21 protein-coding genes are annotated in these 21,186 nt (G+C 65.2%); 13 read left to right on the top strand and 8 right to left on the bottom strand.

The genetic code is table 11. The features are described 5' to 3' along the window. Nucleotides 1-24 precede the first annotated feature (24 nt). Together G020_RS0111940 and G020_RS15635 are read right to left on the bottom strand one after the other, a co-directional pair. Complete coding sequence (locus G020_RS0111940; RefSeq protein WP_024329735.1) at nucleotides 25-318, bottom strand: hypothetical protein; 294 nt, start codon at nucleotides 316-318, stop codon at nucleotides 25-27. 113 nt (nucleotides 319-431) lie between these two features. Then, entirely contained in the window at nucleotides 432-914 is a 483-nt protein-coding gene (locus tag G020_RS15635) for a glycine zipper 2TM domain-containing protein (RefSeq protein ID WP_051130347.1), read from the bottom strand. A gap of 426 nt (nucleotides 915-1,340) precedes the next feature. Between G020_RS15635 and G020_RS0111950 the strand changes: the two genes are divergently transcribed. The 4 genes from G020_RS0111950 (at nucleotide 1,341) to G020_RS0111970 (ending at nucleotide 6,474) form a co-directional block, all read left to right on the top strand. After that, a complete protein-coding gene (locus G020_RS0111950) occupies nucleotides 1,341-2,777 on the top strand; it encodes a hypothetical protein (protein WP_024329737.1) in 1,437 nt (478 codons plus the stop codon). Nucleotides 2,778-2,885: 108 nt separating this feature from the next. Further along, nucleotides 2,886-5,243 (top strand): S8 family serine peptidase, encoded by a 2,358-nt coding sequence (locus G020_RS0111960; RefSeq protein WP_231363087.1) that lies wholly within the window; start codon nucleotides 2,886-2,888, stop codon nucleotides 5,241-5,243. After that, nucleotides 5,243-5,533 carry a hypothetical protein gene (locus G020_RS0111965; protein ID WP_231363088.1) on the top strand — a complete coding sequence of 97 codons (291 nt, stop codon included), beginning with the start codon at nucleotides 5,243-5,245 and terminating at the stop codon, nucleotides 5,531-5,533. The genes G020_RS0111960 and G020_RS0111965 overlap by 1 nt, the downstream gene beginning before the upstream one ends. Nucleotides 5,534-5,880: 347 nt before the next feature. Continuing rightward, entirely contained in the window at nucleotides 5,881-6,474 is a 594-nt protein-coding gene (locus G020_RS0111970) for a CBS domain-containing protein (protein ID WP_024329741.1), read from the top strand. Between the two features lie 48 nt (nucleotides 6,475-6,522). Here G020_RS0111970 and G020_RS0111975 read toward each other — a convergent pair whose 3' ends face one another. Genes G020_RS0111975 through G020_RS0111985 form a run of 3 tightly spaced genes read right to left on the bottom strand, consistent with a single transcriptional unit; the run spans nucleotide 6,523 to nucleotide 9,008 of the window. Further along, on the bottom strand, nucleotides 6,523-7,605 hold the full coding sequence (locus tag G020_RS0111975) for a succinylglutamate desuccinylase/aspartoacylase family protein (RefSeq protein ID WP_024329742.1): 1,083 nt from the start codon (nucleotides 7,603-7,605) through the stop codon (nucleotides 6,523-6,525). Beyond that, nucleotides 7,606-8,511 (bottom strand): 30S ribosomal protein S6--L-glutamate ligase, encoded by a 906-nt coding sequence (gene rimK, locus G020_RS0111980; protein WP_018946102.1) that lies wholly within the window; start codon nucleotides 8,509-8,511, stop codon nucleotides 7,606-7,608. Next, on the bottom strand, nucleotides 8,508-9,008 hold the full coding sequence (locus G020_RS0111985) for a RimK/LysX family protein (protein ID WP_024329743.1): 501 nt from the start codon (nucleotides 9,006-9,008) through the stop codon (nucleotides 8,508-8,510). Before G020_RS0111985 ends, rimK begins: the two co-directional genes overlap by 4 nt. 146 nt (nucleotides 9,009-9,154) lie before the next feature. On the opposite strand from G020_RS0111985, the gene G020_RS0111990 reads away from it, so the two are divergent. Both G020_RS0111990 and G020_RS0111995 read left to right on the top strand, forming a co-directional pair. Then, on the top strand, nucleotides 9,155-11,308 hold the full coding sequence (locus G020_RS0111990; protein WP_024329744.1) for a TonB-dependent siderophore receptor: 2,154 nt from the start codon (nucleotides 9,155-9,157) through the stop codon (nucleotides 11,306-11,308). Between the two features lie 66 nt (nucleotides 11,309-11,374). Beyond that, a complete protein-coding gene (locus G020_RS0111995) occupies nucleotides 11,375-12,454 on the top strand; it encodes a biotin/lipoate A/B protein ligase family protein (protein ID WP_024329745.1) in 1,080 nt (359 codons plus the stop codon). 123 nt (nucleotides 12,455-12,577) lie between these two features. Here G020_RS0111995 and G020_RS0112000 read toward each other — a convergent pair whose 3' ends face one another. Beyond that, entirely contained in the window at nucleotides 12,578-13,573 is a 996-nt protein-coding gene (locus G020_RS0112000; protein WP_024329746.1) for an SPFH domain-containing protein, read from the bottom strand. Further along, complete coding sequence (locus G020_RS0112005; protein ID WP_019021978.1) at nucleotides 13,570-14,094, bottom strand: NfeD family protein; 525 nt, start codon at nucleotides 14,092-14,094, stop codon at nucleotides 13,570-13,572. Before G020_RS0112005 ends, G020_RS0112000 begins: the two co-directional genes overlap by 4 nt. A gap of 138 nt (nucleotides 14,095-14,232) precedes the next feature. Here G020_RS0112005 and ppk2 point away from each other — a divergent pair, with 138 nt between their 5' ends. Beyond that, nucleotides 14,233-15,066 (top strand): polyphosphate kinase 2, encoded by an 834-nt coding sequence (ppk2, locus tag G020_RS0112010; protein ID WP_024329747.1) that lies wholly within the window; start codon nucleotides 14,233-14,235, stop codon nucleotides 15,064-15,066. Nucleotides 15,067-15,102: 36 nt separating this feature from the next. On the opposite strand, the gene G020_RS0112015 is transcribed toward ppk2, so the two are convergent. Further along, on the bottom strand, nucleotides 15,103-16,098 hold the full coding sequence (locus G020_RS0112015; protein WP_024329748.1) for a serine/threonine protein kinase: 996 nt from the start codon (nucleotides 16,096-16,098) through the stop codon (nucleotides 15,103-15,105). Nucleotides 16,099-16,201: 103 nt separating this feature from the next. Between G020_RS0112015 and G020_RS0112020 the strand changes: the two genes are divergently transcribed. From G020_RS0112020 to rplT, 6 genes are all read left to right on the top strand, one after another. Continuing rightward, a complete protein-coding gene (locus G020_RS0112020; RefSeq protein WP_024329749.1) occupies nucleotides 16,202-17,011 on the top strand; it encodes a motility protein A in 810 nt (269 codons plus the stop codon). After that, nucleotides 17,012-17,839: a flagellar motor protein MotB gene (locus G020_RS0112025; protein WP_081647431.1), complete on the top strand. Its 828-nt coding sequence runs from the start codon at nucleotides 17,012-17,014 to the stop codon at nucleotides 17,837-17,839. 161 nt (nucleotides 17,840-18,000) lie between these two features. Beyond that, nucleotides 18,001-19,923, top strand: a complete 1,923-nt coding sequence (thrS, locus tag G020_RS0112030; protein WP_024329751.1) for a threonine--tRNA ligase — start codon at nucleotides 18,001-18,003, stop codon at nucleotides 19,921-19,923. A gap of 15 nt (nucleotides 19,924-19,938) precedes the next feature. Next, nucleotides 19,939-20,460, top strand: coding sequence for a translation initiation factor IF-3 (gene infC / locus G020_RS0112035; protein ID WP_081647432.1), 522 nt, complete (start codon nucleotides 19,939-19,941; stop codon nucleotides 20,458-20,460). A 101-nt stretch (nucleotides 20,461-20,561) separates the two neighbouring features. Then, nucleotides 20,562-20,762 (top strand): 50S ribosomal protein L35, encoded by a 201-nt coding sequence (gene rpmI, locus G020_RS0112040; RefSeq protein WP_018869319.1) that lies wholly within the window; start codon nucleotides 20,562-20,564, stop codon nucleotides 20,760-20,762. A 20-nt stretch (nucleotides 20,763-20,782) separates the two neighbouring features. Continuing rightward, a complete protein-coding gene (rplT, locus tag G020_RS0112045) occupies nucleotides 20,783-21,142 on the top strand; it encodes a 50S ribosomal protein L20 (RefSeq protein ID WP_018869320.1) in 360 nt (119 codons plus the stop codon). Nucleotides 21,143-21,186 lie beyond the last annotated feature (44 nt).

Here is a 21,186-nt window from a genome sequence, read left to right on the forward strand (position 1 = left end):
GATCACCTGCCGAAGGGCGGATGTTCAGTCGTCCTCGTGGCTGGGTGGCGAATGTTCGTTATCGGCGTCAGGGCCGTATATCCACCAGGGCAACGACGACGAACGGGGACTCTTGTTCCCGAATCCGCGATGCGTCTCGCGTGGCTCGTTGTTTTCCGCCGCCTTCTCGGCCAGGTTTTGACTGGCATCCGCTGCTTTCTGGAGGCCGGCCCCGATTCGATCGAGGTGATCGAGTACCGTGTCAATGAAGGATTGTTCCTCCGGCGGCGTTTCCTCTTCCGAGTCCTGGTTGTCGGGAGTCGGTTTCTCGTTGCTCATCAGGGACTCTCCTGTTTTCTGAAGAATTCAGGGGGGCAGAAGCTTGTGCAGGGTACCTGTGTTCAGAATGCCCCCGCCGTAGATGGATCGCGGCGCGGTCTGCCTGCCATCCATCAGGGTGCCACGCGGTAAGTCCTTCCGTGTTTGATCAGACGGACTTGCTGTCCGGCTTGAAACGTCTGATCGTCTCCCTGCGTCACTACAACGTGGCTGCCGTCGTCTTTTCTAACCTCGATTTCCAGGCCGCTCTGGGTTGCGAGTTCTCGGTCCACCCGGGACCCGGCAATCGCGCCGGCCCCGGCCCCGACAACGCGGGCAAGATCCCGGCCGGACCCGCCGCCCACATTGTCCCCGAGCAGAGCGCCGGCAGCGGCACCGGCGCTGGCACCGACCCCGCCACGCCGACCGAACGCGGACCGTGCGTCCTCGCGGATCCGTACTTGCCGAACATCGACCACCTCACCGGTCTGCACTGTCCCGGTCGACCGGGTTTGTCCGGTTTCGTAATCACCGGAACCTACGGGGGTGTTGGCGCAACCGGTGGCCCCAATGCCAATGAACAGCGCGAGCGACAGTTTGGCCATCCCGTTAAGCATCCTGTGTCTCCTTCGGCCAGTTTCTGGCTGTGTTGACCTCGAATGCAACGATAACGGGCGGTGCCAAAGGTGTCCGGGCCGGCAACCTTGCGGGACTCGTCAGAACGGAGTGTCGGTCCATGTTCGGCTACCGGCCCGTCCACGTTCGGTTCCTGCCCATATAGCCCCGATGCCGGCCAGATTCCCCCGGTACGAATCTGACCGGCCCGGAGCAAAGCGCTGTATGCGCACCTCATTCAGCGCGACCCCCCGTGAACGATATTGGGAGGCTGCCATCGTCCGATTGGGGAATTCCCGCTAGATATTCAGGATTCGGCCGGGATCGACAAGGTTGTCGTTCCGGAAGCGGTCTAGCAGGTCGGGATACGGTAACGCTATCGGTATGCACTGCAGACTGAATTGCGAGGAAAACAATAAGGAGGCGACATGAAGAGGACTCTTCTTGTGGCGGGCGTCAGCGCGGCGCTTGCGGTACTGGCGACCGGGTGCGACTCGTATCCCACGGAGGCCGAGATCGATTTCGATGCGTTGGAGTCGGAAGAGGAACGTGCAGTGGCCCGGATGATTTGGGTCGAATTCGAGGAAACGCTCGAAACGGGCTGGTCGTTCATGCTTTCGACCGAGGTTGAGGCGGAGCTGGAGCCGGTGGCCGCTCATCTCGAGGAACTGTCCGATTATCTGGACACCCCCGGTGACGGTTCGAAACCGGAATTGTTGTACGAAGGCCCGGAAAGCGAGGCCCTGCGCGCGGCGCACTCCGAGTACCTGGAAGTCCGGCGCTCGATCAAGGCCGAACGGGAAGAGGAAATCGAGGCGCGGCGGGAGGAGCTCTCGCAGGAGCTGTCGTCGATCGACGCCGATCTTGCGGAAACGGAGGAGGCGATCGAAGCGCGCGAAGCAATGCTGCGGGACGAAGTGGAAGCGGTGAGCGAGCTCGAGGACGAGATCGAGGAAGCCGAACAGGAGTTCGAAGACATCCGCGAGACGGTCCGCCAGGAACTGAACGAGGCGATCGAGGCAGAAGATCTGCCCATCAACACGCTGGACCACCTGCGTCGTTATTCGTGGCGTGAGTGGGAGAAGGGGCCGGGGGAGGAATGCCCACGGCCGGACAGCTCACTTACCGTGGATGCTCGAGACTCCCACGGAGTATGCCTTTTCGCGACCCCGACGCCCTACCGTGATCCATCGCCCTTCGATGGTGGCGAAGGGGTCAATGAGGTCCTGGACCCGATCCTGGCTTCGAGGCTGCTGGAGGCCTACGAGGTGACAGAGGAGCTCGGTCCGATTGGACGCAACGCACCCGAGGACAGTCTCCGGGGCGAGCTTCGCCAGGCTCGACAAACGCTCTCCGAGCGTCAGAACGAGGCGGACTCGAAGCATGGAAGTGCGCGCGATCTCAACCGGAAACACTCACGTTCCGAACGCGAGCGAGAGCGTGTTCAGGGGCGCCTGGACGGAGTGGAACGTGCGGAACCGAACGTGCAGTCCTTCGAGGTTCGGGAAGAGCAGCAGGCTCTCCAGCGGTCGCGTCGTGAGTATCGCGATGCGTTGATCCGGACGACCGTGGAAGACCACGCCCAACCGGCGGGGGAGATGACCGACGAGGGGACGTTCCCGGTCGAGGGGAAGGAAGGCATGGTCGTGGCCGTGATGGCGGCTCAGGATGCCCGTGCCTCGCAATCCTGGGAATGGTCGATCTCCCTGTTCACAACCCCGCTCGAAGAAGAGATGGCCGACCGGAACCGAGTGCCGATTGACCCCGTTGAAGGCGAAGCCGGCCGGGCCGTGTTCGACGAGAAAGACCGGGACACGATGACCCGGGAGGCCTATCTGGTGGTCGGTCAGGAGCTGATGGATTGAGACCCGAACGCGGTCGACATTCCGCGTGATTCGAAAACAAGAAATTGGGGCCAGCCTTGTGCAGCGCACGCAGGGCTGGCCCCGGCAACAACCAGGGAGATCCGAATCATGATGATTTCAATAGACCCTGAATTCAGGGACCGTTTTCGTCCCACCTTCGTGGCCGTCGCCGTGTCGGCGGCAATCGTGGCACTGTCCGGCTGCGCCAGTAGCGGTGGAAGCAGTAGCAATGGTGGTGGAGGTGGCTCCGACAACGGCGAGGAAGAAGATACACGCGTACTGCCAACCTACGATCAGCAGGCGATCCTGGATGATGACGGGGACACCGTGGAAGTCCAGGTCGCGGTCATCGATACTGAATTCCGTCCGAGTCATGAAGAATTCGATGGCCGTGTGTCGGGCACGAAGGCCGTGGCGGGCTACCGGGATAGCGTGGAAGCCACGGAAGATGATGACGGGAATCCGGATTATGTCCATGGAACCCCGGTTGCAGCCCTGCTCGGTGGGCAAGAATTCGGGATCAGCGGGAATGCCCGAATGGAGCTGATTGCTGCAGCGAATGAAGATGGGGTGGTTTTTGGTGGTCAAGTGGTTGAAGGAATCGCCCATGCCGTCGAGGAAGGGGCCCGTGTCATCAATGCGTCTCTGTCCGGGCAATGGTCGGCATGGGATCGCAAAGAAACGGTGGGGCATCTTCAAGAGGTCACGTACGAAAAACCGCAGGAAGATGGCGAAAGCCAAACCATCGAGGTGGGTACGGCGGGGGTAGTCGGCGCCGGGAACGACGGGAGCAACCTCAGCGAAGACGATGGGCCCGATGATCCGTATATCGACCACGAAGGGTTCGATTACCTGGATGAAGTCTGGGAACAAATCCTGATTGCGGGCGGTTCGCGGGGGTGGAAGAAAAACGTGAACAGCAACTACCCGGGCCAGGATGAAGAAATCCAGGATCGGTTCCTGGTGGCGCCTTACACGGCGCGTTCGGCAACGAATACCGACGACGACGCCGAAGGGATGTTCAACGGCACCTCGTTCGCGACCCCGCGGATTGCCGGCATGGTGACCGGAATCATCGCGCAGTGGCCGCATCTGGACGCATCCGAGGCCACCGGGCGTCTGCTCGAGACGGCCAGCCAGGAGTCGGAGCTTTATGAAGAAAACGACTGCGGGCCGAACGAAGACCTGAACTGCGGCTATTACTATCTCGGCCAGGGTCATGCGGATTTCGAGGCCGCTCTGGAACCGAAAGGCGATGTCGTCCAGCCGGCCGGCGAACAGGTCGAGGATGACGAAAGCCACGATGTTCAGGAGAGCTACGCGTCCTGGTCGCACGCGTTCGGCAACGGCTTCCAGGCGGACGAAGAGCTGTTCGACGGCGCGGTCGCGTTCGACGAACTGGGTCGCGACTACCGCGTGGACCTGAGCGGGCATCATGCGGGCGGGTTCGCGCTGGACACGCATGTCCGTCAGCGGCTGGAAACGCACCTGGGGAACGCCTCGGTGGCGGGTGACGAATCCATCGAGATCGCCGAAGGCGTCAGCATGGCCGCGCGCCATGCGGATTCCGGAGAACTGCTCACCGGTCGTTTCGACATGGACTTCGACGGTACCCGCGTGTCCGCGTTCGGCTTCCAGGGTGGAGAAGAAAACCCGATGGAGACCGTGCTGGAGGGGGCGGATACCGCCATGCTGTCCAGCACCACGCCGCAGTTCACCCACAGTCTGGACGATGTGGCCGGCGTCGCCGCCGAGGTGGGCCTGACCGATACGTTCAGCGTCAGCGCGGAATACTGGTCCGGGCGTTCGGATGAAGATCCGGCCGAGCGCATGCTGAGCGAAGACACGGTGGGTCTGTCGGATTACGGCGTGGACCGCCAGGACGTCGCCCTGCACATGCAGGCCACGGACGAACTGCGGCTGTCGCTGGGTCAGGGCATGCTGCGTGAGGACAACGGCATGCTGGGCTCTCGTGGCTATGGTGCGCTGAACCTGGGTGACGAACACGAGCTGCATGTCACCAGCTTCGGGGCGGAATATGCCGTGTCGGATCGACTGAGCGTGACGGGTCAGTACGAGTACGGCCAGGGCCGTATGGACGGCGGTGCCGGCATGATCCGCTCCATCGACAACCTGCGCACCGAACAGGCCACCCTGGGCGTGGCGTGGGACGGCGATGACCATCAGGTCGCGCTCATGGCGAACCAGCCGATGCGGGTGACCGGTGGGGAGATCGAGGCCAGTGTGCCGGTCGGCCGAACGGTGGATGGTGAGGTGGTTCGCGAGGACCGCACGGCCAGCATTGGCACCGACGGTCGGCAGACGGACATCGAGCTGGGCTACAGCTTCATGCCCGACCGGGACAGCCGGTTCAACGCCAATCTGCTGTACATGGACCAGCCGAACCATGACCCGAACGCCTCGGGTGAATGGGCCGGTGCCGTGACCTACGCGGTGCGGTTCTGATGGCGGCTCGATATGCCATGACCCTCATGGTGGCCCTCGCGGGGGCCACCATGCTTTCCGCCTGTGCCGGCGGCGGTCAGGCCGGGGTCGGAACCCACGAATCGAAGGCCGGCGAATCGGAGCCCAGCGTTCGCTATGTCCCGATTGGCCGGGACGAGGGCGGGTGCATGCAGTATCGCCCGGAACCGCTGAAAGAAGATGTCGCGGTGCCGGCGGCGATCTTCTTCTGGGATGGGGAGGGCTACACCACCAACCGTGATCGGTGCGTACCGGAGGAGCCGAAACCGTGAGCGAGGCCGTGAAAAAGGGGTGGCTGGCATACCCTTCGGGACGAACAGGCCTGTACAACCGTCAGATCGGGCAAAAAAGCGTCGCGGCATCGAACGCCGGTGGAGACACTCAAGGCATGGCAACAGGAACGCCCCGATTTGTTTCGTAAACGGGTATAGAACCAGCCGGGATCTGATAATTGGTAATTCACGAGAAAGGTTCGAATCCTGCCGGGGACGCCACATTTTACCGCTCTCGATTTTCCGTCCCCGGGCGACGCGGAACGGCGCATTCCTGACTACACTCAAAGGACATGACCTCCACGTGACGAACGTGAGGGCCGTGCAACCACGTCAAGGAGCGGTTCATGAACAACAGCTTTGCCCCCATCCAGACTCGCCCGCTGTCCGCGGATACCGCCGTGCTGCGTTGCGACGGCGTGCTGGCGCCACGGGTGACGCCGGAATCACCGGCTGACCGCGCGATGACCGACCTGCGCAAGGTGCCGGCGGTGACCGCTACCGCGGAGATGCAAGCCGACGAGGCCCTCCAGCGGATGATCCATGCAGGAGTGCGTCTGTTGCTGGTGGTGGACGGCCGGGATTCGGTGAAGGGTGTGGTGACCGCGCGCGACATCATGGGCGAGCGGCCGGTGAAGGCCGCACAGGACGAAGGGATCCCGCGTGACGCGGTGCAAGTAAAACACGTGATGAGCAAGGTCAGCGAACTGGAGGCCATCAATCTTGACAAGGTCGAACACTCGCGGGTCGGCGACGTGGTCGAGACCCTGAAGAAATCCGGTCGCCAGCATGCCCTGGTTGTGACGTCCCTGGATGGCGGCGGCGAGGCGGTGTGCGGCCTGTTCTCGGCGACCCAGGTCGGGCGTCAGCTGGGCGTGGAGGTCTCGCCCGAGGGGCCGGCCCAGACGTTCGCCGAGCTGGAGCGTTCCCTCGCTTCCTGACCCGGGCAGCGGAGAGGTCCGTCCCGGGGAGCCGTAACCCCGGGGCGGTTACGGCCCTTCACTGCGGTCGGTGCCGCCGTCGGTATACGGGTAGCCAGGGGCTTCGAGGTCTTCCTGGAAGGTTTCCAGGCGTTCCACCGCGATGTCGGTGCGGTGGAACTGGGCGATGTGGAAGACCGCGTCGCCTTCGTTCACCAGGGGCAGGCGCAGCTGGCCGATGACGATGCCGGAGACCGGGGCGCGGATCTCTGTTTCGCGTTCACCGAACGGGTCGGAGACGATCGCCAGCAGGGTCTGGTCGCGGGTTACGCGGTCCCCTTCGCGCACGAAGATCCGCAGGATGCCGCTCTCCGGGGCCCGCACCCAGCTGGCGGAACGCGCCATCACCGGTTCCTTGCGCCGCCGCTGGCGGGGCGGCGCCGGCAGCATGCCCAGGTAGCGCATCACCTCGATGATTCCGTGTACCCCGCCGCGGATGGAGAGTTCGTCGAAGCGCAGGGCTTCGCCGGCCTCGTACAGCAGGATGGGGACCTGCCGCTCGGCGGCGGCCTCGCGCAGGGAGCCGTCGCGCAGGGCCGAGTTGAGGATGACCGGTGCGCCGAAGGCCTGCGCCATCTCGCGGGTCTCGCGGTGGTCCAGGTTGGCGCGGATCTGCGGCAGGTTGGAACGATGGATCGCCCCGGTGTGCAGGTCGATGCCGTGGGTGCTGTTATGCACGATCTCGCGCATGAACAGGCGGGCCACGCGGGCCCCCAGTGAGCCCTTGCGCGAGCCCGGGAACAGCCGGTTGAGGTCGCGCCGGTCGGGCAGGTAGCGGCTCTGGTTGATGAAGCCGTGCATGTTGACCACCGGCACGGCCAGCAGGGTGCCCTTCATGCGCCGCAGGGCGGGGGCCTTGAGCAGCCGACGGATGATCTCCACGCCGTTGATCTCGTCACCGTGGATAGCGGCGCTGACAAACAGCACCGGCCCCTTCTGGCGCCCGCACACTACCTGCACCGGCATGTGCGCCGGGGCGTCGGTGTACAGGCTGCCGACCTGCAGTTCGACCGTGCGGCGTTCACCGGGCTGGACGGTGGTGTCGCCCAGCGTGACCGGTCGGTTGCGTCGCGCCCGGGGCAATCCGGCCATTCAGCCGCGCCCCTTGGTCTTGGTGCGATTGGGCTTGCCGTTCTTCTGGATGAAGTCGATGATCATGCCGGCCACGTCCTTGCCGGAGGCAGCCTCGATGCCCTCCAGGCCCGGAGACGAATTGACCTCCATGACGACCGCGCCGTGATTGGAGCGCAGCAGGTCGACGCCGCAGACGTTCAGGCCCATCACCTTGGCCGCCCGTACGGCGGTGGCCCGCTCCTCCGGCGTGATGCGGCAAAGTGCCGCGCTCCCGCCACGATGCAGATTGGAGCGGAACTCGCCTTCCTTGGCCTGTCGCTTCATCGACGCGACAACCTTGTCGCCGATCACGAAGCAGCGGATATCCGCGCCTTTCGCCTCCTTGATGTATTCCTGCACCAAGATGTGCTGCTTGAGTCCCATGAATGCCTGAATCACGCTCTCGGCCGCCTGCTTGGTCTCGGCCAGCACCACGCCCAGCCCCTGGGTGCCCTCCAGCAGCTTGATCACGCAGGGCGCCCCCCCGACCGTGGCCAGCAGGTCGTCGATGTCGTCCGGGGAGTGGGCGAACCCGGTGACGGGCAGGCCGATGCCGCGGCGCGACAGCAGCTGCAGGCTGCGCAGCTTGTCGCGCGAGCGCGAGATGCCCACCGATTCGTTCAGCGGATAGACGTTCATCATCTCGAACTGCCGCAGCACCGCCGTGCCGTAGAACGTGATCGAGGCCCCGATGCGCGGAATAACCGCGTTGAACTCGTCGAGGATGTCGCCCTTGTAATGGATCTGCGGCTTGTGCGCCGTGATGTTCATGTAGCAGCGCAACGGGTCCACCACCCGTACTTCGTGCTCGCGTTCCTGGGCGGCCTCGACCAGGCGGCGGGTGGAGTAGAGCTTGGCGTTGCGCGACAGAATGCCGATTTTCATGGGGTTTCCCGGGGGCTGGTTGCGGGTTCGTCGTCGTGGTCCTGCTGCAGGATGTCGGGTCGCTCCGGAGGTTTCCCCAGGGCGAAGGATGCGCCGGGGTCGACCAGGAACCGGCCCCGCATCGCCTCGCGCCCGAGCAGCATGCGAAACAGCATGGTATCGCGAGCCGTCAGGGACAGATCCACCGGCAGCACCGAATCGCCAATGCGCACGGGCGTACGGATGAAGTAGCGATCAGCCTGATGACCGCCGGAATCGGTGACCGGGCGTACGTCCAGCACCGGCGCCTCGCACCAGGTTTCGGTCGTACTGTCCTGCTGGCGCGGATGCATGCCGAAGCGGACCCACTCGCCTCCGTCACGTTCGAAGGTTTCGATCGCGAAGGCGTGCAGCGCCGAGCTGCGCGCGCCGGTGTCGACCTTGCACTTGATCCAGTCGAGTCCCAGTTCCGGCAGCCCCACCCACTCGCGCCAGCCAAGTACCGGACGGGTCTTCATCCGCCCCTCGCGGGGCCGATTTCCGGGTACGGCCGATTGCAGTACATCAATGTCTCCTGATGAAGTCCATGTGAGCTGTGGGGATCGGTTTGCGGCCCGGCCGTCAGGTGCCTAAATTGCGCGGCTTCGGAACGGGGGAGATCACCATGACGCAACGTACCATCGGGAAGACGACTCTGGCCACGCTGCTGGCCCTGCCGGGCGCGGCCCTGGCCCAGGACGAGGCCGTGGAGCTGGCACCGGTATCGGTGACGGCCACCGGCTACGAGACCCTGATCGAGGATACGCCGGCATCGGTCACGGTCATCGACCGTGACGAGATCCGCAACCGCCCGGGGGTGGGCGTGGGCGACCTGCTGCGCGGCGAGGCGGGCCTGGCCACCGCGGTGGACGGTTCGGTGGGGCAGGACCCGATCATTCGCGGGCTCAAACGTGACCAGGTGCTGGTGCTGGTGGACGGCGTGCGGGTCAACGCGATGCAGCCGCCGGCGCGCGGCTCGCTCGCCTCCTACGTGAACATGGACCTGATCGAACGCATCGAGATCGTGCGCGGCCCGAGCTCGGTGCTCTACGGCTCCGGCGCGATGGGCGGGGTGATCAACATCATCACCCGCAGCGGCGATTTCACCGAAGAAGAGGAAGTGAACGCCTGGAGCCGTCTGGGCTACAGCTCGGTGGATCGCGGGCTGCGCACCGCGCTGGGGGTGACCGCCTCCAACGAACGCCACGTGCTGGACTTCTCCACCGCCTATCTGGATACCGGGGACTACCGCATGGGCGACGGTGACCGCCTGGGCGACAGCGGTACCCGCCAGGAGGCCTATCACCTGCGTTATCGCACGCGCCTGACGCCGGATCACGAACTTGGTTTCCGTGCCCAGCGCGACGAGCGCGAGGACGTGTGGTATCTCGCGTCGAGGACGTTCAACCCCATGGATCCGGCCAACCTGGATCCCAATGATCCGGATGAAGCGGCTCTGCGGATGCAGGCGCCGCCTCAGGGCCTGAATACCCATTACACGCCGACCCAGACCCGAGACCTGCTGGAGGCGACCTACCAGGGCGATTTCGGCGGCGCCTGGGCTCCCCGGGTCGAGGCCTCGATCTATCGTCAGGAGCTTTCGCGCGGCAATTACGACTGGAGCCATGCGCTGGGGCGGGACTACCGCGTCTCGGACACCGATTTCACCACCGACGGGGCGCGGATCCAGACGGAGCTGTTCCCGACCGACAACCAGATCCTGCTGGTGGGTGCCGAGTACTGGCGCCTGCGGGCGAGCCCGGATTCCTATATCGGCCATGTGGATCAGGGGTTTCGGCCGAACGAAGACACCGCTCTGTTCATGGATCTGATCGACGACGGACAGATCGATTCGCAGGGCGTGTTCGTACAGCACGAGACCTTCCTCGATGCCGGCACCCTGAACCTCGGAGTGCGCTACGACCGCGTGGAAGGGGATGCGGATGCCGTCTCCGGCCATGACGGGGATCTGCAGCAGGTGGATCACAAACTGAGCTGGTCCGCCGGCTTCAACTGGGACCTGCGCGAGGAGGTCAATCCCTATGTCAGTCTGTCCGAAGGCTACCGTTCGGCCAGCCTGATCGAACGGTTCCTGACCTACCCCTACAGCGATGGCAACTTCTGGCAGGCCGATCCGCAGCTGGATCCCGAGCGCAACCGGACCCTGGAGATCGGAGCGCGCGGCCATCTGCAGGGCTTCAGCTACATGGTCTCCGCCTACGAGAGCCGGATCCGCGACTACATCGGCGGTGTGGTGCCGGAGGCGGGCCAGCGCCAGACGGTCAACCTCGACGAGGCCCGCATCCACGGGGTCGAGCTGCAGGTCCAGCGCCCGTTCACCGAACACGTGACCGGCGAATTCACCGGCACCTGGATCCGCGGCGAGAACCGCGACAGCCGGTTCGACGAGCCGCTGGCGGAGATGCCGCCGCCGGAGGCCAGCATCGCGCTGCGCCGCTCGGTGGAGCAGGGCTGGCAGTGGGAAGGCCGGCTGCGCGCGGTGGCGCGCCAGGATCGCACGGCGGACCGCTTCACGGATAACACCGAACGCGAGACTTCCGGCTTCGCGACCGGGGATCTGCTGGTGGGCTATCGTTTCCAGCCGTCCGGTCTGCTGCGCCACAACGAACTGACCTTCCAGGTGAACAACATCGCCGACAAGGCCTACCGCGAGCACGTGACCGGGCAGCGGGAAGACCAGATCGACCCGGCGCGTGGCGCGCAGGAGATCCTGGCCCCCGGCCGCAGCTTTGGCGTGGTCTGGTACGCTGAGTTCTGATCCGGCCCGCGACCGGAGCCGTCATGGATACCGGGGCCGCGGCCCCGCTCGATCAGAGGAAGGAAGATGCGTTTGCGCGTGATCGATTTCGGGCAGCAGCCCGCACTGCGTTCCCAGGCCGTGTACCACGGCGTGGCCGAGGCGATGGGGCCGGACGACGATCCGGTCCTGACCCTGGTGAACCCCGATGATCCCTACGTCTGCGTGGGGCTGCATCAGGAGATCGCCCTGGAGGTGGACGAGGAGTACTGCGAGGAACAGAACCTCCCCATCGTGCGCCGGCATGTGGGGGGCGGCGCGGTGTATCTGGACCGCGACCAGATGTTCTTCCACTTCATCTATCCGAGCGCGAAGGCGCCGCGCATCGTCTCGAAGATCTATCAGAAATTCATCGATCCGGTGATCCACACGTATCAGGATCTGGGCGTCAATGCGACCTTCCGGCCGGTGAACGATATCCATGTCGACGGGCGCAAGATCGGCGGCACCGGCGCCGCCAGCATTGGCGACGCGACGGTGATGGTCGGGAGCTTCATGTTCGATTTCGACACCGCGACCATGGCGCGCTGCCTGAAGGTGCCGTCGGAAAAGTTCCGCGACAAACTGCGTGCCGGCATGGAGGATTACATCACCACGCTGACCCGCGAGCTGGGCGAGAAACCGCCGCGCGAGACGGTGCGCGACGCCTTCCTCAAGCGGGTCGGCGAGGAGCTGGACGTGGACGTCGAGCTGAGCGAACCGACGGCCGAGGAGGCCGCCGCCATTGACCAACAGGTGCAGGCCCTGGCGGATCCCGAATGGACCTATCGCAAGGGCCGCAAGTTCGTCGAGATGGGGGTCAAGATCGCCGCTGGCACGCATCTCACCGAGGGCGCGCACAAGGCGGCCGGCGGGCTGATCCGCGCGCAGCTGATGGAAAAGGACGACGAGATCGCCGATCTCCTGCTGTCCGGCGACTTCACGGTGTTCCCCGAGGACGGCATGGACCGGGTTGCGGAGGCCCTGCACGGGATCCCGCTGGAGGAGCCGGTGCTGCAGGATGCGGTGGCCACGGCCATGTCCGGGGTGGGGCTGGATGCCCCGGGCATTGAACCTGCCGATGTGGCGGCGGCCATTCTGGCGGCCCGCCACCACGAACCGCACTGAGTACGGGTACGGCCCGTACCACGGCGCCGGAGCAGGCGCCGCGGCGAGGCCGGTGAGGCAAGGCCGTGGCGGTCGGTCCGTTCGCCGGACCGACCGCTTTGTGCCTGCCGGGTGGGCGCGGCGTCAGCTGCCCTGCGTCGGGGAGGCGGTCACCGGCGCCGCCGGGGTGTCGACGCTGGACATGGCTCCGGCACCGAACAGGTCGCGCATGCCGCCCAGTGATCCCAGCAGGGCGGTGCCTTCCATCGGCACGAACACGCGGTCGCCCTGTTTGGCCAGTTCGGGCAGCATCTCGATGTAGCGCTGCGCGATCAGGTACTGCACGCCGGCCATCGGGTCGTCGGCCTTGCCCTCGAGGGCGGCCATCACGTTCTGGATGGCCTCCTTCTCGCCCTGGGCCACCAGGATGGCGGCCTGTTTCTGGCCCTCGGCCTTGGCGATCTCCGCCTGCTTGTCACCCTCGGCCTTCTGGATCTCGGCTTCCTTGTAGCCCTCGGCCTCGCGCACCGTGGCGCGGCGGTTGCGCTCGGCGACCATCTGCTGGTTCATCGCCTCGCGGATCTCCTGCGGGGTGTCGATATCGCGGATCTCCACGCGGTTCACCTTCAGGCCCCATTTGTTGCCGGCCTCGTCCATCACCGTCTGCAGGCGCGCGTTGATCTCCTGGCGCGACTCGAAGATCTTGTCCAGCTCCATGGTGCCGATCTCGGAGCGCAGCGAGGTCTGGGCGAGGGTCTGGATCGCCAGCACCAGGTTCTCGGTGCCGTAGACCGCGGCCTGCGGGTCCATGATCTGGTAGTAGAGCACGCCGTCGATCTGTACGCCGACGTTGTCCTGAGTGATGACCGACTGGCTGGGGAAGTCGAGCACGACCTCGCGCATGTCGATCTTGTCCTCGGTCCTCACCACCGGCTGGTCGTTCTTGAAGGTGAGGATGGTGATCGCCCGCGGACGGTCGATGAACGGGATGATCAGGTTCAGCCCGGGCTCCAGCGTGCGGTGGTACTTGCCGAGGCGTTCGATCACCTGGGCACGGCGCTGCGGGATCATGGTGATCCCCATGCTGAGGAAGACCGCCACGAGGACGGCGATGGCGATGAGGGTGATGAGCGTATTCATGCGGGATTCCCTTCGTTGGTGTGGCTGGAGTGGGTGCCGGGGTCGTCGCCGGCCGGCCGGACCACGGCGGTGATGCCCTGGAAACGCTGGATGCGCACGGGGTCGCCTTCCTGCAGGGTCTGCTGCGGATCCTCGGGACGGGCGGGGTAGGCATCGCCCAGCACGCGCACGCCGAGCCCTCCATTGTAGGGTTCGAGGTGCAGGATCTCGTCGCGCACCCGGGGATCATCCGGCGGCCCCTGCTGCGGGCGGCCGGCCCAGCGGCGGCCGACCCAGAACGCCAGGGCGCCGGCCAGGATCATGCCGACCACGCCGGCGCTGAGCTGGCCGGCCAGTTCGGCACCGAAGGCCGCGGCCACCATGGCACCGAGGGCGCCGCCGGCCAGTACAAGGGTGATGCCGCCACCGCCCGACATCAGCCCGCCGAGGATGGCGAGGTCGATGATCAGGATCAGCAGGGCGGCGAGCAGCCAGATCTGCCAGGGATCGAGGGCCCCGGCCCAGGAGGCGATGTCGGCCATGATTCGGTTCCTTCCGTTGCGTGGTTCGACCCTGCCCGACTCGGCGCGGGCTTGCAATGCATGGTCACGGTCCCGAGTGGATGCCCGCGCCCCGCACGGGCTGTCATACTCAGGGTTTGCGATGGCCGGAGATAGCAGATGGCGGACGGGGAACGCCTGCGGCGCTTTGATGCCGAGGACTACAACAAGGAAGGCGTGTTGCGGCGCAAGGTCTATGAACGCGAGCTGCGGCGGCTGCAGGTGGAGCTGGTCAAGCTGCAGCGCTGCGTGAAGGCCGAAGGCCGCCGCGTGGTGATCCTGTTCGAAGGCCGTGACGCGGCCGGCAAGGGCGGGGTGATCAAGCGCATCATGGAGAAGAGCAACCCGCGCATCGTGCGCACCGTCGCGCTGGGGAAACCCTCGGACCACGAACGCGGGCAGTGGTATTTCCAGCGTTATGCCGCGCATCTGCCCACGGCGGGCGAGATCGTGCTGTTCGACCGTTCCTGGTACAACCGGGCCGGGGTCGAACGGGTGATGGGCTTCGCCTCCGAAGAAGAGGTGCAGCGCTTTCTCGATGCCTGTCCGACGTTCGAGCGGCTGCTGGTGGAAGACGGCATCGAGCTGTACAAGTACTGGTTCTCGGTCAGCGAGCAGGAGCAGGAACGCCGCTTTCAGGCGCGGGTGGAGGACCCCGTCAAGCGCTGGAAGCTCTCGCCCATGGATCTGAAGTCCCGGGAGCTGTGGCACGAGTTCTCGAAGGCCAAGGACGACATGCTGCGCCATACCGATACCGCGCATGCCCCCTGGCGCATGGTGGATGCGGACATCAAGCGCCACGCGCGGCTCAACTGCATCGCGGATATCCTCGAGAATATCCCCTACAGCGATCACCCGCCGGAAAAGCCGGTGCTGGAGCCGCGCGTCTGGGCCAACGACCAGGATGCCCGTGGGCCGCTGCTGACCGGCAAGTACATCCCCGCGCGCTACTGACCCGGCGAACGCGGCCGAGCCGGAAAGCGGCCCGGCTCAGGGCAGTGCCAGGGGCGGCTCGTCCAGGGCGGCGCGCTGTTCGCGCAGCGTGAGGATGTGCTCCTCCCAGAAACGCGGGGTGTAGAACACCGGGAAGCCCTGGACGAAGGCCGGGTCGTCGGCGCGGCGTGCCAGCCAGGCTGCATGGCGCAGAATCCGCAGCGCGCGCAGGGGTGCGATCAGGGACAGCTCGCGGCGGTCGAACGGCCGGAAGTCCTCGTAGCCCTCCAGCAGGTCCAGCAGCTGTCCGGTCATGGTCGGCGTATCGCCGGACAGGAACATCCACAGATCCTGGACCGCCGGCCCGGTGCGGGCGTCGTCGAGGTCGACGAAATGCGGCCCGGCGTCGGTCCACAGCAGGTTGCCGCGATGGGTGTCGCCGTGCAGGCGGATCGCCGGGACTTCGCCCAGTATCGGCTCGAAGTCCCGCAGACGCTCGATCAGATCGGCACTGAGGTCGCGATAGACCGATACCAGCTCCGGCGGCAGATGCTCGCCGGACAGGACATCCTCGCGGGCCGCGGTGGCCAGACCGGCGAGGTCCATGACCTCGCGATGCAGGAACGGGGCGGCGGCGCCGACGGTGTGGATGCGGCCGATGAAGCGTCCGATGCGTTCCAGCACCTCGGGCTGTTCCAGATCGGGACTGCGGCCCCCGCGCTGCGGATACAGCGCGAAGCGGAAGCCGGCGTGCCGGTGGAACGTCTCACCGGTGGCATCCGCCAGCGGGGCGACCACCGGGATCTCCGCCGCCGCCAGCTCGAGGGCGAATGCGTGCTCCTCGCGGATGGCGGCATCCGACCAGCGCCCGGGGCGGTAGAACTTGCCGATGATCGGCCGTGATCCTCCCCGAGTATCTTCGGTGCCGATCTGGTAGACGCGGTTTTCGAACGAGTTGAGCTCCAGCAGGCGCCCGTCGCAGCGCAGGCCGGTGGATTCCACCGCATCCAGGATGCATTCGGGGGTCAGGACGTCGTAGGGGTGGGTGCTCATGGCGCGATTGTGACACAGCCGCGACCCGTGCGGCCGCGCACGGGTCGAGCGCATATATTAGGATGACGCCATTCCATCCAGCTCTTTTTCTGCGGAGTCCCACTTGGACAAGGCAACCCTTTTCGGCGTGGTGCTGGGCTTGGGCGTGATCTTCGGCGCCATTGTCCTGAGCGGTCAGGCGGCGGATTTCTGGCACCTGCCGGCGGTGCTGATCGTGGTCGGCGGCACCATGGCCGCTACGTTCATCAAGTTCCCCTTCCGCCACGTGGTGAGCTCGTTCCGCGTGGCGGTGAAGACCCTCTATCACCAGGAGGATGACCCCCGTGCGCTGATCGAGCGCACCAAGGAGCTGGCGCAGGTCGCGCGCAAGAAGGGGCTGCTGGCACTGGAGGACGAGGAGACCCCCAACGCGTTCTACGCCAAGGCCCTGCAGCTGTCGGTGGACGGCTTCGAGCCCGAGCGCATCCAGCACGTACTGCGCGAGGATCTGGAGCTGTCGCTGGAGCGGCACGAGACCGGGCAGAAGGTGTTCCGGTCCATCGGCGAGCAGGCGCCCGCCTTCGGCATGATCGGAACCCTGGTCGGGCTGGTGCAGATGCTGGGCAACCTGGAGAGCCCCGAAGCGGTCGGCCCCGGCATGGCGGTGGCCCTTCTGACAACGCTTTACGGCGCGATCTTTGCGCAGCTTGTGGCCCTGCCCATCGCCGACAATCTGGAGATGCGGGCGCGCTCCGAGCACATCACCCGGAGCCTGATCGTGGATGCCGTCAACTGCATCCACCAGGGCTTCAATTCGCGCATGATCGAGGAGATGCTGCTGCCTTACCTGCCCAGCAAGCAGCGCGAGAAGGCGGCCGAAGAGCTCGAAAAGCAGGGACAGGCCGAGGGGCAGCCTCAGGGGGCGTCTTCGTAGATGGCCGTGCGCAGGAACAAGAAAGGCGAGGGCGGCGCACCGCGCTGGATGACCACCTTCGCCGATCTGATGGCGGTGCTGGTGGTGTTCTTCGTGATGCTTTACGCCTTTTCCACCATCGACGCGGAGAAGTACGAGCAGATGGCCGATTCGCTGCGCGAGGTGCTGGGCTCCACCGAGGTGCAGGAGGAGGTGCCCGCGATCCCCGAGCCGACCATCCTGGATCTGGAAGGCCGTTCCCCTGAACCCCGTACGATTGAAGAACCCGAGCCGGAACCCGAGTACCGCGAGCAGGACGAGATCACCGAGGCCCTGCGCGAGGCCCTGCAGGATGAGCTCGAGCAGGGGCTGATCGACATGGCGGAAGAAGACGCCGGTATCCTGCTGCGTTTCGAGGAGCAGGCCGCCTTCGAGATCGGGGAGAAGGATCTGAACGTGGACTTCGTGCCGGTGCTGGAACGGGTGGCCGAGGTGCTGGCCGAGACCCCGGGCCAGATCGTGATTGCCGGGCATACCGACGATCTGCCGATCCGCAGCGAACGTTTCCGCTCCAACTGGGACCTGTCCACCGCGCGGGCGGTCTCGGTGGTGCACGTGATGGAGGGCACCGGGGTGGAGCCGGCCCGCATGCGTGCCACCGGCCATGCGGATACCCGCCCGCTGCGCCCGAACGTGGATGCCGAAAGCCGCGCCCGCAACCGGCGGGTGGACGTGCTGCTTATGGACGATGACGACGCCGATCCGGGCGGGGGGTCGACCGATATCATCGGTGGGGACTCGGGGCCGGATGAGCCGGTACCGCTGGACCAGGCCGTGCCCGAAGGGTGAGGGGCCGACGGGCCGGGGCGCCCCGCCCCGCTGCGGGCAGGGATTCGTGTCGGTTTGTGCGGGGTTCGTGATAACCTCTGCAACTCGGTTGTCCGAACCCTTTTCATTTTCTGAATCAGCGACGTTCGACCCCGCGTATGGGTCGGCGAAGGAGTTTCGCAATGCCTGCAGTATCCCTCCCCGACGGCAGCCGCCGCGAGTTCGATCACCCCGTCACCATCATGGACGTGGCGAAGGACATCGGCACCGGCCTGGCGAAGGCTGCCGTCGCCGGCAAGGTGAATGGCGCACTGGTGGACGTGCGCCACGAGATCGATGACGACGCCGAGGTCGCGATCGTCACCGACCGCGATCCGGAAGGCGTGGAGATCATCCGCCACTCCACCGCGCATTTGATGGCGCAGGCGGTCAAGGAACTCTTTCCCGATGCCCAGGTGACCATCGGCCCGACCATCGAGAACGGGTTCTACTACGACTTCGCATATGACCGCGGCTTCACGCCGGAAGATCTGGAAAAGATCGAGAAGCGCATGAAGGAGCTGGCGAAGCAGGATCTGCCGGTGGAGCGCTCGACCATGGACCGCGACGAGGCGGTGGAGTACTTCCGCAACATGGGGGAGGAATACAAGGCCGAGATCATCGAATCCATCCCGCAGGGCGAGACCATCTCGCTGTACCGTCAGGGCGATTTCATCGACCTGTGCCGGGGCCCGCACATCCCGTCCACCGGCAAGTTGAAGGCCTTCAAGTTGACCAGCGTGGCCGGGGCGTACTGGCGCGGCGATTCCGACAACGAGATGCTGCAGCGCATCTATGGCACCGCGTGGCCGAACAAGCAGCAGCTGGAGGAGCATCTTCATCGCCTGAAAGAGGCGGAACGCCGCGACCATCGCAAGATCGGCGCGGAGCTGGATCTGTTCTCCATCCAGGACGAGGCCGGCGGCGGCCTGGTGTTCTGGCACCCGAAGGGCGCGCGCATCCGCCGCGAGATCGAGAACTTCTGGTACGAGATGCACGAGAAGGCCGGCTACGACTTCGTCGTGTCCCCGCATATCGCCAATCTGGAACTGTGGCACACCTCCGGCCACGCCGAGTTCTATGCCGACTCAATGTACGAGCCGATGCAGGACGAGCACCAGGCGTTCCAGCTCAAGCCGATGAACTGCCCGTTCCATGTGCTGATGTACAAGGACCGGCTGCATTCCTATCGCGATCTGCCGATCCGCTGGGGCGAGATGGGCACGGTGTACCGGCGCGAGATGTCCGGGGCGCTGCACGGCCTGATGCGCGTGCGCGGGTTCACCCAGGACGACGCCCATATCTTCTGTCGCGAGGATCAGATCGAGGACGAGGTCATGGGCGTCATCGACCTCACGCTGGAGACCCTGCGGACCTTCGGCTTCGAGGATTTCGACGTGAACCTGTCGACCCGGCCGGATGATGCGGTCGGGTCGGACGAGATCTGGGATCACGCGACCCGGGCCCTGCGCGGCGCGATCGAGAAGAAGGGGCTGGAATACACCCTGGATGAAGGTGGCGGTGCGTTCTACGGTCCCAAGATCGACATCAAGATCCACGACGCGATCGGCCGTCAGTGGCAGTGCTCCACCATTCAGCTCGACTTCAATCTGCCCGAGCGTTTCGACATGGAGTACGTCGCCGAAGACAACGAGCGGCGGCGGCCGATCATGATCCATCGCGCCCTGCTGGGCTCCGTGGAACGCTTCTTCGGCGTTCTGATCGAGCACTACGCCGGGCATTTCCCGACCTGGCTGGCCCCGGTGCAGGCATCGGTGCTGACCATCACCGAACGCCAGGATGATTACGCCCGGGACGTGGCGCGGCGCCTGCGCGAGCAGGGCTTTCGGGTCGAGCCTGACTTGAGAAACGAAAAGATCGGCTTTAAGATCCGCGAGCACACGCTTAAGCGCGTGCCGTACCTGCTGGTGCTCGGAGACCGGGAGATGGAAGAGGGCAAGGTCGCGGTTCGTACCCGCGACGGGGAAGACCTCGGCACCATGTCCCTGGACGAACTGAGCGAACGCCTCGGGAAAGAGGTTGCCAGCCGGGGCACCGGAACCTGAACTGGAGAAAAGGCCATTAGCGCAGCGAAAACCGTTCGCCTGAACGATCAGATTACGAGCCCGAAAATCCGGCTGATCGACGCCGAAGGCGAGAACCGGGGGATTACCACCAGCGACGAGGCCCTCGAGATGGCCCGCGATTCCGGCCTGGACCTGGTGGAGATCTCGCCGAATGCCGAGCCGCCGGTCTGCCGGATCATGGACTACGGCAAGTACAAGTTCGAACAGTCGAAAAAGGCTCAGGAAGCCAGGAAAAAGCAGAAGCAGATCCAGATCAAGGAAGTGAAGTTCCGTCCCGGAACGGACGAGGGCGACTACAACGTCAAGCTGCGGAATCTGCGGCGTTTCCTCGAGGCGGGTGACAAGGCCAAGGTCACCATCCGCTTCCGTGGTCGCGAAATGCGCCACCAGGAGCTGGGCAATCAGCTGCTGGACAAGATCGAACAGGACGTGTCCGACATCGCGGTGGTGGAACAGCGCCCCAAAATGGAAGGACGCCAGATGATCATGGTGATGTCGGCCCGCAAGAAGCAGTAGGGCGGACATCGACAAGGGGCGGCGGGTTTCCGCATACCTGATCGCCCTTTTCACAAACGACCGGCCCTGCGGGGAACCGGTCCGAAATGCCGGAGAAGAAAATGCCCAAGATCAAGACCAACCGGGGTGCGGCCAAGCGCTTCACCCGTACGGGGTCGGGAAAGTACAAGCGGTTCCAGTCGCACCGCAGCCACATCCTGACCAAGAAGTCCACCAAGCGTAAGCGTCACCTGCGCAGCCCGGCGATGGTGCACGAGGCCGACACGGCCGCCGTGCGCAAGATGCTGCCCAACCATCGTTGAACTGACCGAGGAATCGAGATATGCCACGAGTCAAGCGCGGTGTAACCGCTCACGCCCGTCACAAGAAGGTCCTCAAGCAGGCGAAGGGGTACTACGGGGCACGCAAGAACGTCTATCGCGTTGCCAACCAGGCGGTCATCAAGGCCGGCCAGTACGCCTATCGTGACCGTCGCCAGAAAAAGCGCGACTTCCGTTCGCTGTGGATCGTCCGCATCAACGCCGCCGCGCGGCAGTTCGACCTGTCCTACAGCCGCTTCATGAGCGGGCTGAAGAAGGCCGGTATCGAGATCGACCGCAAGTCGCTGGCCGATCTGGCGGTGCACGATCTGACCGCATTCGGCAAGCTGGCCGAACAGGCGAAAGCCGCTCAGGCGGCCTGAGATCCCGCAGGATCATCGCCGGCCTCGACGGCCCGCCGGAGCGC

Source organism: Thioalkalivibrio sp. ALR17-21, from assembly GCF_000420185.1.
Taxonomy (GTDB): Bacteria; Pseudomonadota; Gammaproteobacteria; order Ectothiorhodospirales; family Ectothiorhodospiraceae; genus Thioalkalivibrio; species Thioalkalivibrio halophilus.

Coding starts and splice junctions, on each gene's coding strand:
- G020_RS0112025 (WP_081647431.1), top strand. CDS start 17,012: ATGGCCGTGCGCAGGAACAAGAAAGGCGAGGGCGGCGCACCGCGCTGG.
- ppk2 (WP_024329747.1), top strand. CDS start 14,233: ATGGCGGACGGGGAACGCCTGCGGCGCTTTGATGCCGAGGACTACAAC.
- G020_RS0112000 (WP_024329746.1), bottom strand. CDS start 13,573: ATGAATACGCTCATCACCCTCATCGCCATCGCCGTCCTCGTGGCGGTC.
- G020_RS0111940 (WP_024329735.1), bottom strand. CDS start 318: ATGAGCAACGAGAAACCGACTCCCGACAACCAGGACTCGGAAGAGGAA.
- G020_RS0111970 (WP_024329741.1), top strand. CDS start 5,881: ATGAACAACAGCTTTGCCCCCATCCAGACTCGCCCGCTGTCCGCGGAT.
- thrS (WP_024329751.1), top strand. CDS start 18,001: ATGCCTGCAGTATCCCTCCCCGACGGCAGCCGCCGCGAGTTCGATCAC.
- G020_RS0111995 (WP_024329745.1), top strand. CDS start 11,375: ATGCGTTTGCGCGTGATCGATTTCGGGCAGCAGCCCGCACTGCGTTCC.
- G020_RS0112005 (WP_019021978.1), bottom strand. CDS start 14,094: ATGGCCGACATCGCCTCCTGGGCCGGGGCCCTCGATCCCTGGCAGATC.
- rpmI (WP_018869319.1), top strand. CDS start 20,562: ATGCCCAAGATCAAGACCAACCGGGGTGCGGCCAAGCGCTTCACCCGT.
- G020_RS0111975 (WP_024329742.1), bottom strand. CDS start 7,605: ATGGCCGGATTGCCCCGGGCGCGACGCAACCGACCGGTCACGCTGGGC.
- G020_RS15635 (WP_051130347.1), bottom strand. CDS start 914: ATGCTTAACGGGATGGCCAAACTGTCGCTCGCGCTGTTCATTGGCATT.
- rimK (WP_018946102.1), bottom strand. CDS start 8,511: ATGAAAATCGGCATTCTGTCGCGCAACGCCAAGCTCTACTCCACCCGC.
- G020_RS0111985 (WP_024329743.1), bottom strand. CDS start 9,008: ATGAAGACCCGTCCGGTACTTGGCTGGCGCGAGTGGGTGGGGCTGCCG.
- G020_RS0111960 (WP_231363087.1), top strand. CDS start 2,886: ATGATGATTTCAATAGACCCTGAATTCAGGGACCGTTTTCGTCCCACC.
- G020_RS0111965 (WP_231363088.1), top strand. CDS start 5,243: ATGGCGGCTCGATATGCCATGACCCTCATGGTGGCCCTCGCGGGGGCC.
- G020_RS0111950 (WP_024329737.1), top strand. CDS start 1,341: ATGAAGAGGACTCTTCTTGTGGCGGGCGTCAGCGCGGCGCTTGCGGTA.
- rplT (WP_018869320.1), top strand. CDS start 20,783: ATGCCACGAGTCAAGCGCGGTGTAACCGCTCACGCCCGTCACAAGAAG.
- G020_RS0112015 (WP_024329748.1), bottom strand. CDS start 16,098: ATGAGCACCCACCCCTACGACGTCCTGACCCCCGAATGCATCCTGGAT.
- G020_RS0111990 (WP_024329744.1), top strand. CDS start 9,155: ATGACGCAACGTACCATCGGGAAGACGACTCTGGCCACGCTGCTGGCC.